11 protein-coding genes are annotated in these 15,273 nt (G+C 66.9%); 7 read left to right on the forward strand and 4 right to left on the reverse strand.

The annotated features are described in order from the left end of the window. Position 1 precedes the first annotated feature (1 nt). Positions 2 to 1,135 carry a M48 family metallopeptidase gene (locus ACERIM_RS03465; RefSeq protein ID WP_373631248.1) on the reverse strand — a complete coding sequence of 378 codons (1,134 nt, stop codon included), beginning with the start codon at positions 1,133 to 1,135 and terminating at the stop codon, positions 2 to 4. 147 nt (positions 1,136 to 1,282) lie between these two features. Between ACERIM_RS03465 and ACERIM_RS03470 the strand changes: the two genes are divergently transcribed. The 3 genes from ACERIM_RS03470 to ACERIM_RS03480 all read left to right on the forward strand — a co-directional run bounded on the left by ACERIM_RS03470 (position 1,283) and on the right by ACERIM_RS03480 (position 6,408). Continuing rightward, the gene (locus ACERIM_RS03470; RefSeq protein ID WP_006650263.1) at positions 1,283 to 1,591 is read left to right on the forward strand and encodes a hypothetical protein; all 309 of its coding nucleotides are present in this window, start codon (positions 1,283 to 1,285) and stop codon (positions 1,589 to 1,591) included. Positions 1,592 to 1,667: 76 nt separating this feature from the next. Further along, the gene (gene smc, locus ACERIM_RS03475) at positions 1,668 to 5,258 is read left to right on the forward strand and encodes a chromosome segregation protein SMC (RefSeq protein ID WP_373631250.1); all 3,591 of its coding nucleotides are present in this window, start codon (positions 1,668 to 1,670) and stop codon (positions 5,256 to 5,258) included. Beyond that, complete coding sequence (locus ACERIM_RS03480; RefSeq protein WP_373631251.1) at positions 5,251 to 6,408, forward strand: segregation/condensation protein A; 1,158 nt, start codon at positions 5,251 to 5,253, stop codon at positions 6,406 to 6,408. The genes smc and ACERIM_RS03480 overlap by 8 nt, the downstream gene beginning before the upstream one ends. 63 nt (positions 6,409 to 6,471) lie before the next feature. Here the strand turns inward: ACERIM_RS03480 and ACERIM_RS03485 are convergent, their stop codons facing one another. Together ACERIM_RS03485 and ACERIM_RS03490 are read right to left on the reverse strand one after the other, a co-directional pair. After that, positions 6,472 to 7,200, reverse strand: a complete 729-nt coding sequence (locus ACERIM_RS03485; protein ID WP_373631253.1) for a sporulation protein — start codon at positions 7,198 to 7,200, stop codon at positions 6,472 to 6,474. Between the two features lie 103 nt (positions 7,201 to 7,303). Then, positions 7,304 to 8,002, reverse strand: a complete 699-nt coding sequence (locus ACERIM_RS03490; RefSeq protein WP_006650259.1) for a phosphoribosyltransferase — start codon at positions 8,000 to 8,002, stop codon at positions 7,304 to 7,306. Positions 8,003 to 8,240: 238 nt separating this feature from the next. Here ACERIM_RS03490 and thiC point away from each other — a divergent pair, with 238 nt between their 5' ends. From thiC to ACERIM_RS03505, 3 genes are all read left to right on the forward strand, one after another. Next, on the forward strand, positions 8,241 to 9,686 hold the full coding sequence (gene thiC, locus ACERIM_RS03495; protein WP_373631255.1) for a phosphomethylpyrimidine synthase ThiC: 1,446 nt from the start codon (positions 8,241 to 8,243) through the stop codon (positions 9,684 to 9,686). 74 nt (positions 9,687 to 9,760) lie between these two features. Next, the gene (locus tag ACERIM_RS03500; RefSeq protein ID WP_373631257.1) at positions 9,761 to 11,098 is read left to right on the forward strand and encodes an alpha/beta hydrolase family protein; all 1,338 of its coding nucleotides are present in this window, start codon (positions 9,761 to 9,763) and stop codon (positions 11,096 to 11,098) included. Between the two features lie 48 nt (positions 11,099 to 11,146). Continuing rightward, positions 11,147 to 12,046 (forward strand): PhzF family phenazine biosynthesis protein, encoded by a 900-nt coding sequence (locus tag ACERIM_RS03505; protein ID WP_373631259.1) that lies wholly within the window; start codon positions 11,147 to 11,149, stop codon positions 12,044 to 12,046. Here the strand turns inward: ACERIM_RS03505 and ACERIM_RS03510 are convergent, their stop codons facing one another. Then, positions 12,047 to 12,682 (reverse strand): hypothetical protein, encoded by a 636-nt coding sequence (locus ACERIM_RS03510; RefSeq protein WP_373631261.1) that lies wholly within the window; start codon positions 12,680 to 12,682, stop codon positions 12,047 to 12,049. A 203-nt stretch (positions 12,683 to 12,885) separates the two neighbouring features. On the opposite strand from ACERIM_RS03510, the gene ppsA reads away from it, so the two are divergent. Further along, the gene (gene ppsA, locus ACERIM_RS03515; protein WP_006650254.1) at positions 12,886 to 15,222 is read left to right on the forward strand and encodes a phosphoenolpyruvate synthase; all 2,337 of its coding nucleotides are present in this window, start codon (positions 12,886 to 12,888) and stop codon (positions 15,220 to 15,222) included. Positions 15,223 to 15,273: the final 51 nt, after the last annotated feature.

Here is a 15,273-nt window from a genome sequence, read left to right on the forward strand (position 1 = left end):
CTCAGCTTGCGTCCGCCCGCCGCCGCTCGAGCGTCCGTAACTGCTCGATCCGGGCCTCGGTCGACGGATGCGTCGCGGGCCGCCATCCGAGCAGCCGACGAACGGCTGCGACCGCCGGGCGGACGACGCGCACGTGGAGCCAGACCAGCCCCCGGTTCAGTCCGCGGGGATCGGCCGGCCCCTCGAGCGAGACCGGCGGCAGAAACCGTTCGACCCAGTGGTCCTCGCCGTCGTCATCGTCCGCCGAGACGGGCAATGGCCGCGACACGATCCCCAGCGTCGCGCTCGCGTGCAGTCGGGCGTCCCGTTTCGGGCGCGAGTCCGCGAGCGTCTCGAGGGCGCTCGCCAGCGCGGCCGGGTCGCCGATGAGTTGACTCGCGCCGCGGTCGGCGGCGTACTCGCGGGCCTTTGCAAACAGTCCGAGCGCGATCGCGTTCACGCCGAGCAGCGCCCGTGCGACCGCGCTCACGACGAGGTACACGACCCCGGTCACGAGGATCGGCACCGCGAGGATGAAAATACCGACCCCAGTGAAGAGACCGAGCATCACCGCGTTCTCGAGGACGCGACGAAGCAGCCGTTCGCGCTCGAGCAATCGATCGCCGATCGCGACGGTCGCCGCGACGGCCGTGACGACCGGGAGGTCCCGGTTCGCGATGTGTGCGACCTCGTGGGCGAGGGCCGCGTCGAGTTCGTCGTCGTCGAGTTCTGCGAGCAGCCCCCTCGTCACTACGATCGTCGGCGAGCGGCGGCTCCCGACGGTCAGACAGGTCGGTTCGGTACGGTCGGCGATGGCCACCGAGGGCACCGGGACGGCCGCTTGCGTCGCCAACCGCTGGACGCGTCCGGCAACGTTTCTCGGACCGTCGCCCTCGGGCACCGTCAACTCGAGCCCGGCGACGGCGGATCGCGAGCCGTATCGCGCCTGCAGGGCGACGAGACCGACCGCACCGAGGAGGACCGCACCGACGACGAACGGAACGCCGACGACGGCCGGGCGGGACCAGCCGCTGACCGCCGCCACGCGGAGCCCGCTCCAGACGAGGACCGAGAGGACGCCGACGTTGACGCCGACCACCAGCGCGAGGGCACCGACGATCCGGAACTGGAGCCGTCGATCCGGCGAGAGTGCCATACTGTCAGTTCGATACCGTGTTTCCAACAGTGTTGCGGTCGTCGTCGGACCGAGGGACGACCGGCGGCTTCTGGGGTCGGCCCACATATGAGATTCTAGATATGAGTCTGACGTACGTTTATGTGGCCGGCCGGGCCCCTAGTGGATATGTCGAACGATCGCGTCGAGCAGCTCGAATCGACGGTCGCGGAACTCGAGTCGACGGTAGAGGGCCTGACGGACGAACTCATCGAAGCCAAGGAGCGAATCCGGGTCCTCGAGGCCGAACTCGACGCCGAAACGCCGACACGGGTCCCCGATCGGCGGGGCGACGAGGCGGGAACGGTGGCGGGAGACGAGACGCCGGAGGCCGAACCCGACGAAGTCGCCGAGGCGGCGGCCGACGCCGAGGACGAGACGGAGACGGCCGACGAGGAAACGGAAGACTCAGGTAGCGACGACATCATCGTCGCATAACTGCAGCGGCGGCCGCGGTCGGGGAACGGACAACCCGGCAGACGGCCGCGTGTGTGACGGAGGGCTCGGATCAAGAATGTATATCAAGTCGATCGTTCTCGACGATTTCAAGAGCTTCGGCCGCAAGACGAAGATCCCGTTTTACGAGGACTTCACGGTCGTGACCGGGCCCAACGGCTCCGGCAAGTCAAATATCATCGACGCCGTATTGTTCGCGCTCGGGTTGGCCCGAACGCGGGGGATCCGCGCGGAGAAGCTGACCGACCTCATCTACAATCCCGGTCACGAGGACGGTGACGGCGACGCCGGCGGCTCCCGGGAGGCGACCGTCGAGGTCGTCCTCGACAACGCCGACGGGACGCTGACCCGCTCGCAGGTCGTCAACGCCGCGGGCAGCGAGGACGTCGGCGACGTCGACGAGATCCGCATTCGTCGCCGGGTCAAAGAGACCGAGGACAACTACTACTCCTACTACTATCTCAACGACCGCTCGGTCAACCTCTCCGACATCCAGGACCTGTTGGCTCAGGCAGGGATTACCCCTGAGGGGTACAACGTCGTCATGCAGGGCGACGTCACCGAAATCATCAACATGACTCCCCACGCCCGCCGGGAGATCATCGACGAAATCGCGGGCGTCGCCGAGTTCGATGCCAAGAAGGAAGACGCCTTCGAGGAACTCGAGACGGTCCAGGAACGGATCGACGAAGCCGAACTCCGCATCGAGGAGAAACGCGACCGGCTCGAGCAGCTTGCGGACGAGCGCCGCGAGGCGATGCGGTATCGCCGGCTCCGCCGCGAGAAAGAGGAGTACGAGGGCTACAAGAAAGCCAGCGAACTCGAGGAGAAACGCACGGACCTCGAGTCGGTCGAGGCGGAGATCGACGACCGCGAGGACGAACTCCGGGAACTGCAGCGCGAACTCGACGAACGCGAGGGCAAGGTCGTCCGGCTCGAGGAGGACCTCGCGGACATAAACGACGAGATCGAGCGCAAGGGCGAGGACGAACAGCTGCGGATCAAAAGCGAGATCGAGGAACTCAAAGGCGAGATCTCGCGACTCGAGGACAAGATCGAATCCAGCGAGGCCGAGATCGAGGCCGCCGAGGCCGACCGCCGCGAGGCCTTCGTCGAGATCGACCGCAAGCAAGAGCAGATCGACGACCTCGAAGACGAGATCCGCGAACACAAGCTGGAGAAAGCCTCGATCAAGACCGAGATTCAAGAGCGCGAGGCCGAACGCGACGACCTCGAGGCCGAGATCGAGGCTGTCGACACCGAGTTCGACGAACTCAAGGCCGACCTCGACGAGCGCAAGGACGACCTCGAGGCCGCCAAGACCGAGAAGAACGACCTTCAGCGCGAGCAGGACCGCCTGCTCGACGAGGCCCGGCGGCGCTCGACCACCATCGAGGAGACCGAGGAGACGATCGCGGAAAAGCAGGAGACGTTGCCCGAGATCGAGAACCAGCGGGCCGACTTAGAGCGGGAACTCGAGAAGGCCGAACAGAACCGGTCGAATATCGCCGCCGTCGTCGACGATCTGAAAGGCGAGAAACGCCGGCTCCAGTCGGACCTCGACGAACTCGACGACGACATTCAGGCCAAACAGCAGGAGTACGCCGAACTCGAGGCAAAGGCCGGCGAGAGCGGCGACTCCTCGTTTGGCCGTGCGGTGACGACGATCCTCAATTCGGGGATCAACGGCGTCCACGGTGCAGTCGCCCAACTCGGCACGGTGCCCGGCGAGTACGCCGTCGCCTGTGAGACCGCTGCCGGGGGTCGACTGGCGAACGTAGTCGTCGACGACGACGTCGTCGGCCAGCAGTGTATCGAACACCTCAAATCGCGCAACGCCGGTCGGGCGACCTTCCTGCCGCTGACCGATATGAGCCAGCGCCGGCTACCCAACGCCCCCAGCGATCCTGGCGTCGTGGACTTCGCGTACAACCTCGTCGACTTCGACGAGGAGTACGCCGGCGTCTTCTCGTACGTCCTCGGGGACACGCTGGTCGTCGAGGACATCGAGACCGCCCGCTCCTATATGGGCGACTACCGGATGGTCACCGTCGACGGCGACTTGGTCGAGAAAAGCGGCGCGATGACCGGCGGCTCCGGCGGCGGCTCCCGGTACTCCTTTACCGGCGGCGGCGAGGGCCAACTCGAGCGCGTCGCCAAGCAGATCACCGAACTGCAGGAGGAACGCGAGGAACTGCGCGAGGAACTGCGCGGCGTCGAGGAACGACTCGACGACGCCCGCGACCGTAAGACCGACGCCGCCGACGAGGTGCGCTCGATCGAGGCCGAACTCGAGGGACTCGACGAGAAACGCGAACGGGTCGAGAGCGATATCGACGACCTCGAGGCCGAACTCGAAGAGCTGCGGGCGGAACGGGAGTCGGTCGACGAGCGGATGAACGAGATCTCGGCGACGATCGACGAAAAGACGGCCGCGATCGAGGAGATCGAGGCCGAGATCGACGATCTCGAAACCGAACTCGCGGACTCGAAGATCCCCGAACTGACCGATCGGATCGAGGCCCTCGAGGCCGAGATCGACGAGCGCGAGGACCGCATCACCGAGATCGACAGCGAGATCAACGAACTCACCCTCGAGAAGGAGTACGCCGAGGACGCGATCGATGACCGCCACGACGACATCGAGGCGGCCCAGAACCGCAAGGCAGACCACGAGGAGCGAATCGAAGAGTACGAGGCCGAAATCGAGGGCAAGCGCGAGGGTCTCGAGGAGAAACGCGCGGCCGTCGCGGAACTCGAGGAGGAGCTGACGGAGCTGAAAGCCGATCGCAGCGACCTGAAGGAGGAACTCTCGGAAGCGCGGACGAAACGCGACCGACAACAGGATCGGGTCAACACCGTCGAGAGCAAACTCGAGGATGCCCGCGAGCGGGCCGACAGCCTCGAGTGGGAAATCGAGTCGCTTGAATCGGCGGTCGGCGACTACGACCCCGAGGACGTGCCCGACCACGAGACCGTCCTCGAGACCATCGAGTTGTTGCAGTCCGACATGGACGCGATGGAGCCGGTCAACATGCTCGCGATCGAGGAGTACGACGAGGTCCGGGACGATCTCGACGACCTCGAGGAGGGGAAGGCGACGCTTGTCGAAGAAGCGGAGGGTATCCGTGACCGGATCGAGCAGTACGAAACCCAGAAGAAACGGACGTTCATGGACGCCTACGAGGCGATCGCCGGCCACTTCACCGAGATCTTCGAGCAACTCTCGGAGGGGACCGGGAGCCTCCATCTCGAGAACGAGGACGACCCGTTCGACGGCGGACTGACGATGAAGGCCCAGCCGGGCGACAAGCCCATTCAGCGACTGGATGCGATGTCCGGCGGCGAGAAGTCCCTGACCGCACTCGCGTTCATCTTCGCGATCCAGCGACACAACCCCGCCCCCTTCTACGCGCTCGACGAGATCGACGCCTTCCTCGACGCGGTCAACGCCGAGCGAGTCGGTGAGATGGTCGAGGAACTGGCCGGCGAGGCGCAGTTCGTCGTCGTTTCCCACCGCTCGGCCATGCTCGATCGCTCCGAGCGGGCCATCGGCGTGACGATGCAACAGGACAACGTCAGCGCGGTGACCGGGATCGATCTCAGCGATAGCGACGACGGTGGTGAGGAGGTGCCCGTGAGTGACTAGCGAGTCGCCACGCGACTCGGATGATCTGAGCGGAGCGCGGCGCGACGCGCCGCGGAAAAGCGAACGGGGAGCGGAGCGATCCGTGAGCGGGGAACGAAGTGACCCGCGAGGTAGCGATCCGCCATGCGGCTCGGAGACGGAACGGGACCGCGACGAGTTCTATACCGACGGCGGGGACGAGATCCCCCTCGATATCACGGGCCACGAGGACCGCGAGCGGCCCGGGGACGCGGACTCGAGCGGTGACGACGAGACGAACGCCGGGAGCCACGCACCCAGAGCCGACGACTCCGTCCTCGAGTTCTCCGAGGACGAGGTGGACGCGGGGGCCGGAGACGACGAGGAGGTCGAACCCGTCGAACTGCTGGTCCAGCTCGCCGAAGAGGGCGAGATCGATCCCTGGGATATCGACGTCGTCCGGGTCACCGACAAGTTCCTCGAGGCGATCGAGGACGCGGACCTCCGGACGTCGGGCCGGGCGCTGTTCTACGCGAGCGTCCTCCTGCGGATGAAAAGCGACGAACTGTTCGCGACCGACGAGCCCGAGGAGGAGGAGGAACTCCCGCCGTGGGAGGCACCGTTCGCCGACGATCCCGCGATGGACGCCGAGGGCGAGGAGCGCCACCCGCAGGGATTCGATCCCGTCGAGAGCCTCGAGGCGGAGATGGAGCGTCGCCTCGAGCGCAAGCACGCCCGCGGGAAGCCGGAGACGTTGGACGAACTCGTTCGGGAACTGCGGACTGCCGAACGGGACACCCGGTGGAAGGAGTCGCGCAGTTACGACACGAGCGACTCGCCGTCGGGGTACGACCGCGGTATGCAGGAACTTGACTACCGCTCGGGCGACGATTTCCGGGTCGACGACGAACCGACCAGCGACGACGTCACCCACACCACCCACGAGGAGGACATCGAGGCGGTCATCGACGACGTCGAGGGCGAACTCGAGGTCCACTACGAGAACGGGCGCGAGGAGGTGCTGTTCGCCGAGATCGACGCGGCCGGTGGCTCGCGCGTGATGTCCTATCTGGCGCTGCTCTTTCTGGCCCATCGGGGCCGGATCGCGCTCGAGCAGGACGAACTGTTCGGCGACCTCTGGATCAGGGAGGCCGCGGTGGAAGCGGACGCGAGCGAGGCGATCGCCGACTGAGAGCGGGCCGTCTCGGCTCGAGGAAACGGGGAGTGAGGACGCGGGGGCATTCGGGCCCGACGCTCAGAGACTTCGCTCGATCGCCGTCCGGAGTCGCCGCTCGAGGTCGGACTCGTCACCCGGCCGGAGCGAGAGGCGCTCGTGTCGCTCGTCGGCGTCGAACTGTTCGGCGAGCAGGCCGCCGCGGCGGTCGATCTCGAGCAGCAGATCGAAGCCGTCGCCCTCGGGCAGCGTGACGACCTCGAGTTCGTCGAGGTCGTCCACGAAGGGGCCGGACCGGGGAACGAACTCGAGTTCCTGAACGAAACGGTGGTCCGCGAACAGCGATTCCGTGGCCTCGCACGTCGCCGTTTTGCGGGCGAACCCGAGTGACTCGAGGGCGTCGAACAGCGTCTCGCGGAGCGGGTCGGGTTCGATCTCGATCGGATCACGGTCGTCCGGATCGACCGCCCAGTCGATGTCGAGGCCGGTATCGAGCCAGACGTCGGTTCGATCCGACGTGACGGGCGTGTGGTAGGGGATGTCGATGGTGACAGTAAACGAGCGTTCCTCGTCGGGGTCGATCGTAAACGAATTCGAGAGGGCGTCCGTCTCGAGCTTCGCGGTTCCGTAGCTCTCGTCGGTCTCGTACCGCGTCACCAGGGCGACGTAGATGCTCTCAACGTCCTGACTGTCGTTGCCGCCGGTAACGTCGACGCGCGCGTCGACTGATTCGCCCGCCGTGAGGGTCGGCGGGAGGACCGTCTCGACCGTCGCCGAACCGATGCCGAGTCTCGATAGGACTCGTTTCATGCGGTCGAAAGGCCGCAGCCGTGGCATAAATATTTTGTTAGGTTAGCGGCGTGAGACGACGGCGAGAAAGCGAGGTTCGGAGCGATCCGCGAGCGTGGCAGCGTTACTCGCCGGCCAGCGCCCACTGGTCGTCACCGACCGACTCGAGGACCTCGCGGCGTTCCATCTCGGCGAGGACCTCGGGGAGGCGGTCGGGCTGGGCGATCTCCATCTCGATGCGTTCGATGCCGTGGTGGTCGGTCAGGGCACGGCGGATCGCCTCGTCCGTGAACGTCTCGCGGTCGCTGGCCTCCATGGCACCGGCGATCAGGTCGACCATGTCCTCGATGAAGTTCCACGGGTAGACGACCCAGGTCCACTCCTCCAAGCGCTCGCCGACGTAGTCGGGCTGGAACTCGCTGGTGCCGAGCAACTGCAGCGTCGCGGTACGGACCTCGCCGGCGTCGCGGTCGGCGACGTAGTCGTACGCGCGACTGATCGAGCCGCCGGTGTCGGCGATGTCGTCGATGATCAGCACGTCCTTGCCCTCGACGCTGCCTTCGGGCATCGGGTAGCGGACGCTCGGCTCGTCGGACTTCTCGGCGGCACCGACGTAGTGTTCCATCTTCAGACTTGTCAGGTCGTCGAGCCCGAGGAAGTCACAGAGACACCGCCCCGCGAACCAGCCGCCGCGAGCCAGCGCGACGACCACGTCGGGCTCGAACTCGTCGTCGCGCACGTCGTCGGCGACGTCCCGACACAGTCCGTAGATGTACTCCCAGTTGGTTATCGTACAGTCGAAATCGTCCGGTAAGTCGGACATCTGGTGGCCACCTACGCGACCCCTCGAGCCCGCGCCCCTTAAGTCGGCTGAAACTGGTTTCACCCCCGATCGAGCGATTGCGGCCCCGTCGCCGGGACCACTGCGAGACGTCGAACGGATCGACGACCGTGAGGGACCGACGTATCCCCGCCCCTCGAGCGGGCGGTCAGCGACGGAGATAGCGCCGAGCCGCGGGAGCGGGAGAGTTTTATAACCTAGTAGTACAACCTAGTTATCGATGTCGAAAACGCAGATGCAGGCCGCCCGCGACGGGACGGTCACGCCCGAAATGGAGCGGGTCGCCGAGCGAGAGAACCGCGATCCGGAGTACGTCCGCGAGCAGGTCGCCGCGGGCCAGGCCGTCATCCCGGCCAACCGACACCACGACACCCTCGATCCGATGATCATCGGTCGCGAGTTCGCGACGAAGGTCAACGCCAACATCGGTAACAGCGAGACGACCAGCGACCTCGAGACGGAACTCGAGAAACTCCACACCGCGGTCCACTACGGCGCGGACACGGTGATGGATCTCGGGACCGGGAGCGACTTAGACGAGATTCGGGAAGCCCATATCGATCACTCGCCGGTACCAATCGGGACGGTGCCGCTGTACGAGGCCGTCAAGCAGGCGGGCAGTCCCGAGGCGATCACGAGAGACCTGCTGCTCGAGATCATCGAGAAACAGGCCGAGCAGGGTGTCGACTACATGACGATTCACGCGGGGATCCTCGCCGAACACTTGCCGTTGACCGACGGCCGGAAAACGGGAATCGTCTCGCGGGGCGGCTCCATCATGGCCAAGTGGATGGAGGAACACGGCGAGCAAAACCCGCTGTATCAGGTCTTCCCCGAGATCTGCGAGATCTTTGCCGAACACGACGTCACGTTCAGCCTCGGCGACAGCCTCCGTCCGGGGTCGCTGGCGGACGCCTGCGACGAGGCCCAGTACGCCGAACTCGACACGCTGGGCGAACTGACCCGCGTCGGCTGGGACCACGGCGTCCAGGTAATGGTCGAAGGGCCGGGCCACGTCCCGATGCACAAGGTCGCGGAGAACGTCGAGCGCCAGCAGGAAGTCTGTGACGGCGCGCCCTTCTACGTCCTCGGACCGCTGGTCACTGACATCGCACCCGGCTACGACCACATCACGAGCGCCATCGGTGCCGCGATGGCCGCACAGGCCGGGGCCGCGATGCTGTGTTACGTCACACCCAAGGAACACCTCGGGCTCCCCGAGGAGGACGATGTCCGCGACGGCCTCGCGGCCTACCGGATCGCCGCCCACGCCGCCGACGTGGGCAACGAGCGGCCGGGCGCACGCGACTGGGACGACGCGCTTTCCGAGGCGCGGTACAACTTCGACTGGCGCGAGCAGTTCGACCTCGCGCTCGATCCGGATCGCGCCCGGTCGTTCCACGACCAGACCCTGCCCGGCGACAACTACAAGGAAGCCCGTTTCTGCTCGATGTGTGGCGCGGAGTTCTGTTCGATGCGGATCGACCAAGATGCGCGCGAGGATGGTGAGATGGAAACCATCGAGGGCGAGGACGGTACCGATCTCGAGGCCTCGCCGGCCGCCGCGGTCAACCGCCCGCCCGTGGGGACCCACCGGTCGGGCGACCTACCGCCGATGGCCGATCACGAGGGTGACGAGCCGCTCGAGGAACCGAGCGACGACTGACCCCTTGGTTCCGATTACAGTCACGGAGAATCGACAGTGTGCTTATCCGACGGACCGTGGTCGGTTCGGTATCGATGGCACCCCGACGACGGACCGTACTGGCGGCGGTATCGACTGCGACAGCGTCGGCAGTGGCCGGCTGTGCCGGCTTCCTCACCGACGAAACGAGCGGCGACGACGAGGACGATCCGGCAGCCGCAACCGACGTCGCGACGGCGCTCGTCGAGGACCTCGCGGACGGGCGGTTCGAGCGCGCGAGCGAGCGGTTCCGGTCGGACCAGCGCTCGAGATACGGCGATCCCGGTCGCCTCGAGCGGCTCTGGCTGGCACTGACGACTACGAGCGGTTCGTTCGAGGAGATCCTCGAGACGGAAGTGACGGAGGGCCAGCAGCTACGTGCGGTCGAAGTGACCGCGGCGTTCGACGGCGGCGACCACGACTGTACCGTCGTCATTGACGGCGAGACGCGGGTGCGAAATTACGGGCTCAGCGACGAGTACGAGCGGCCGTCGTACGTCGATCCGGACGCGATAACGACGCAGTCGGTGTCCCTCTCGGTGCCCGACTGCTCGCTGCCGGGGACGGTGACGACGCCCGCAGCGGGCGACGGCGTTCCGGGAGTCGTCCTCGTCCACGACGACGGGCCGATGACGGCCGACACCCCGCGCGGGGGCACCAAGACGTTCGCCGATCTGGCCGAGGGACTCGCGATGGAGGGCGTCGCGACGCTGCGATACGACAAGCGGGTTCCGGCTTGTGAAGTCGCGCCCGAGGCGTACACGCTCGATCGCGTCACCGCCGACGACGCCGCGGTCGCGATCGAGCGACTCCGGAACGTCGACGGCGTCGATCCCGACCGGATCGTCGTCGCCGGACACGGACTCGGCGGCCGGGCAGCGCCTCGAATCGCCGAACGGGACGGAAGCCTGGCCGGCGTCGTCGGGCTCGCACCGCCGGCGCGTCCCTACCCCGAGTTCACCTTCTCGCAGCTCGAGTACAAGGTCTCGGTCGGGACCCACGAGTGGGCGGACCTGACGGCCACCTACGAGACCTGGGGCGACGAGATCGACCGAGTCCGGTCGGGTGAGTACGAACCCGCCGAGCGGCTCCTCGGCAAACCCGGCGCGTTCTGGGACAGCATCGGCGACTACGATCACCTCGGGGTCGCGGCCGAGACCGACCTTCCCGTCCTGCTGTGTCAGGGCGAACGGGACTTTCAGGTGTCCGTTGCCGACGACCTCGAGCAGTGGGACGATTCGTTCGCGGGCGCGACCACCGTCGAAACCTACGCGGACTGCAATCACCTGTTCATGCCCGGCGAGGGCGAGCCGGTGGCGGTCGCCTACGCCGTCCGGAACAACGTCGCCGAGGCGGTCGTCAACGACATTGCGACGTGGGTTCGCGGGTTGTAGCCGCCGTGGGTCCGAGGATTCATACGCCGCTCGCCCGACCCACGTCGTATGGAGACGACGCGAGTCTTGCAGGTCGATGCCTTCACCGACGAACCGCACACGGGGAACCCGGCGGGAGTCGTCCCTGACGCCGACGAACTCTCGGCCGACCAGATGCAGGGAATTGCCGCGGAGATGGCAGTCAGCGAGACCGCCTTCCTGCGCTCGAGCGAGACCGCCGACCGCCGGGTCCGGTATTTTACGCCGACGCAGGAGGTCGATCTCTGTGGCCACGCGACGATCGGGACGTTCGCACACCTCCACGACGAGGGGCTCGAGCCCGGGACGACGACCCTCGAGACGAACGTCGGCGTTCTCGAGATCGACCTCGCGGCCGACGGCACGGTCTGGATGCGACAGGACGCCCCGACGATCCGAGAGGTCGACGTGGGCTACGACCGGGTGGCCGACGCACTCGGGGTCGACCGGGCCGCGCTCGAGGGTGCGAGCGCGGACATCCCGCTCGCGGTCGCCTCGACCGGACTCCCGTTCCTGATCGTCCCGATCACGTACCTCTCGGACGTCGGGGACGCGGACCCCGACATGGCCGCGATCGAAGCGCTGACCGACGACGTCGACGCGACCGGCGTCTACCTCTTTACCTTCGACGCGCTCGAGCCCGAATCGACGCTGCATGGCCGCATGTTCGCGCCGGGAGCCGGCGTCCCGGAGGATCCGGTCACGGGCACCGCGAGCGGCGCCGTCGCCGCCTACCTCGATCGGTTCGGCGCGTTCGACGGCGATCTCCCGGACGAACTCCGGCTCGAGCAGGGCCACTACGTCGACCGGCCCGGCGCGGTCCGCGTGCGGCTCGCGGACGGCGTGCAGGTGGGGGGCCGCGGCGTGACCGTCCTCGACGGCTCGATCGCCGTCCCCGCCGCCGACGAGGACGACATCCTCGAGGCCTGATCAGGCCAGCGGGTCGTCCGCGTCGTCGCCGGTTTCGTCCGCCGGCTCGGTATCGTCGTCGAGCCCCGTCGCGGACCGGTCGTTCGCGGGGCCATCGTCCGCGGACTCCGTCCTCGGATTGTCGGATGGGCTCGACGGCGGCGGGTTCGTCTCCGCAGTCGCCGGCTCCAGCTCCGAGGGCCGGTCGGTCTCACCCTCGAGACGGTCGGTCTCGTCGAAGGTCGTCGTTTGCCCGTCGCCCTCCAGCGCCCGAACGGCGCGTTTCGTCTCGGCGAGGTCGTCCTCGAGGTCCGAGAGCCGGTCGTCGAGTCCGTCCTGTACCTCGCTTGCGAGTTTGGTCGCGTCGAGTTGCCGGCCGGCGGCCCGACCCGCCGCGCGGGGCAAGGTCACGAACAGCGCGTAGGTTTTGCCGAGTTGCCAGACGACGATCCCCGCGGCCGCGAACAGCAGGGTGATGATCGGATCCGACTGCTCGATGGCGGACTCGGCGTTGCGCGGGTCGGTAAACAGCGTGGTGACCGCGGAGCCGAAGCCGGCGAGCAGCCCGGCACCGACGAGCGCCAGCCCGAGTACCAGCGACCCGACGGTGATTCCCCGATAGACGATCGTCCACTTGAACGAGTTGCGAAGCCCCATAGCGATGACAGTCGCTGGAATCGTATAGTCGCTATGGGAAGACGATCGCCAGTACTGCTAAAGCGGCGGTTCCGACCGACCCAGTCAGGAGCGGACAGCGGCGGCCGACGGAACCGTGCCGTAAATTACCTCGCGGCCGAGTTGCGATCCGGCGCGACTGTTCGCAACCTTCTTTATCGGTTCCAGCGAGTGACTCACTAGAGATGGCTGTACTCTGGCTGGACGAGATCAGTGCCGGCGACCTCGAGAAGGTCGGCGGTAAAGGTGCTTCCCTGGGCGAGCTGACGGGTGCGGGGCTGCCCGTTCCGCCGGGATTCGTCGTAACTGCCGGGACCTATCGATCGTTCATCGAAGAGGCCGAGATCGACGAGGAACTGTTCGCGGCCGTCGACGTCGACGTCGACGACTCGAGTGCGCTGGCCGAGGCCGCCGATCGCGCACAGGAACTCATCCTCGAAACGCCTTTCCCCGACGAGCTTCGCGCGGAGATCCTCGAGAGCTACGGCGAGGTCGGCGACGGCGAAGCGTTCGTCGCGGTCCGGTCGTCGGCGACGGCCGAGGACCTGCCCGACGCCTCCTTCGCCGGTCAGCAGGAGACGTTCCTCAACGTCACCGAGGAGGACCTGCTCGACCGGGTTCGGGAGTGTTGGGCGTCGCTCTTTACCCAGCGGGCGATCTACTACCGTCAGGAGCAGGGCTTCGACCACTCGGCGGTCAACATCGCCGTCGTCGTCCAGCAGATGGTCGACGCCGAGAAGTCCGGCGTGATGTTTACGAGCCACCCCTCGACCGGTGAGCCGACGATGATCATCGAGGCCGCGTGGGGCCTCGGTGAGGCCGTCGTCTCCGGGGCGGTGTCACCGGACAACTACGTCGTCGAGCGCGAGGACCGCGACGTCGACGTCACCGTCGCCGAGAAGAAGGTCAAACACGAGAAAGACGAGGCGACCGGCGAGACCGTCGAGCGCGAGGTGCCACAGGACAAGCGCAACGAACGGGTCCTCGCCGACGACGAGATCGACGCGCTGATGGATCTCGGCGAGCGCGTCGAGGACCACTACGGCGAGCCCCAGGACGTCGAGTGGGCCATCGTCGGGGGGGACGTCTACATGCTCCAATCCCGGCCGATCACGACCATCGACGAGAGTTCCAGCAACGGAGCCGACGCGGCCGGCGGCGTCGACGCCGCGGCCGGACTGACCGACGGCAGCGGGAGCGTCCAGAGCGCCGAGGGCGCGAGTACCGGCGCGGACGCGAGCGGCTCGAGCGAGGTTCTGGTCGACGGACTCGGCTCGAGCCCGGGGACGGTCAGCGGCCCCGCGAAGATCGTCACCAAACTCGACGATCTGGCCAAGGTCGGCGAGGGCGACATCATCGTCACCGAGATGACGATGCCCGACATGGTGCCCGCGATGAAGCGGGCCTCGGGGATCATCACCGACGAGGGCGGCATGACCAGCCACGCCGCCATCGTCTCGCGCGAACTGGGCGTGCCCGCCATCGTCGGCACGACCAACGCCACGACCGTCTTGGAGGACGGGCAGGTCGTCACCCTCGACGGCGACAAGGGCTCGGTCCTCGAGGGCTCTGCGGTCGAACCCGAGGAGGAGACCGAACCGGTCGAGGAGGTCCGCCCGCAGTCGCCGGTCAAGCCGATGACCGCGACCGAGGTGAAGGTCAACGTCTCGATCCCGGAAGCGGCCGAACGCGCGGCCGCGACGGGTGCCGACGGCGTCGGCCTCCTTCGGACCGAACACATGATCCTCTCGCTGAACCAGACCCCCGAGAAGTTCATCGAGGAAAACGGCACCGACGCCTACACGAAGGAACTCGTCGAGGGCATCCGCGGCGTCGCCGACGAGTTCTACCCCCGACCCGTCCGCGTGCGCACCCTCGACGCCCCCACCGACGAGTTCCGTCAGCTCGAGGGCGGCGCCGACGAGCCCGAGGAACACAACCCGATGCTGGGCTACCGGGGCATCCGACGCTCGCTCGATCGCGCCGACGTGTTCGCCCACGAACTCGAGGCGTTCCGGCGGCTCTACGAGATGGGCTATGACAACGTCGAGATCATGCTGCCGCTTGTCAACGACGCCGAGGACGTCTATCGGGCCAAAGAGTGCATGAAAGAGGCCGGCATCGACCCCGAGAAGCGCAAGTGGGGGGCGATGATCGAGACGCCCGCGGCCGCACTGTCGGTCGAGGAGTTGGCCGAGGCCGGCATCGACTTCGCCTCCTTCGGGACGAACGACCTGACCCAGTACACGCTCGCAGTCGACCGGAACAACGAGAACGTCGCCGACCGGTTCGACGAACTCCACCCCGCCGTCTTGCGCCTGATCGGCGACGTCATCGAGACCTGCCGCGAACACGGCGTCGACACGAGCATCTGCGGGCAGGCCGGCTCCAAGCCCGAGATGGTCAAGTTCCTCGCCAAGGAGGGCATCACGTCGATCTCCGCGAACATCGACGCCGTCCGTGACGTCCAACACGAGGTCAAACGCGTCGAACAGAAGCTCCTGCTCGATTCGGTCCGCTAACGGCCCGTTCGTTTACGCTCTTTTTCGGTCACCCGCGCCTCGAGTAGTCTC

This window comes from Natrinema sp. H-ect1, assembly GCF_041821105.1.
In the GTDB taxonomy this organism is placed as follows: Archaea; Halobacteriota; Halobacteria; order Halobacteriales; family Natrialbaceae; genus Natrinema; species Natrinema thermotolerans.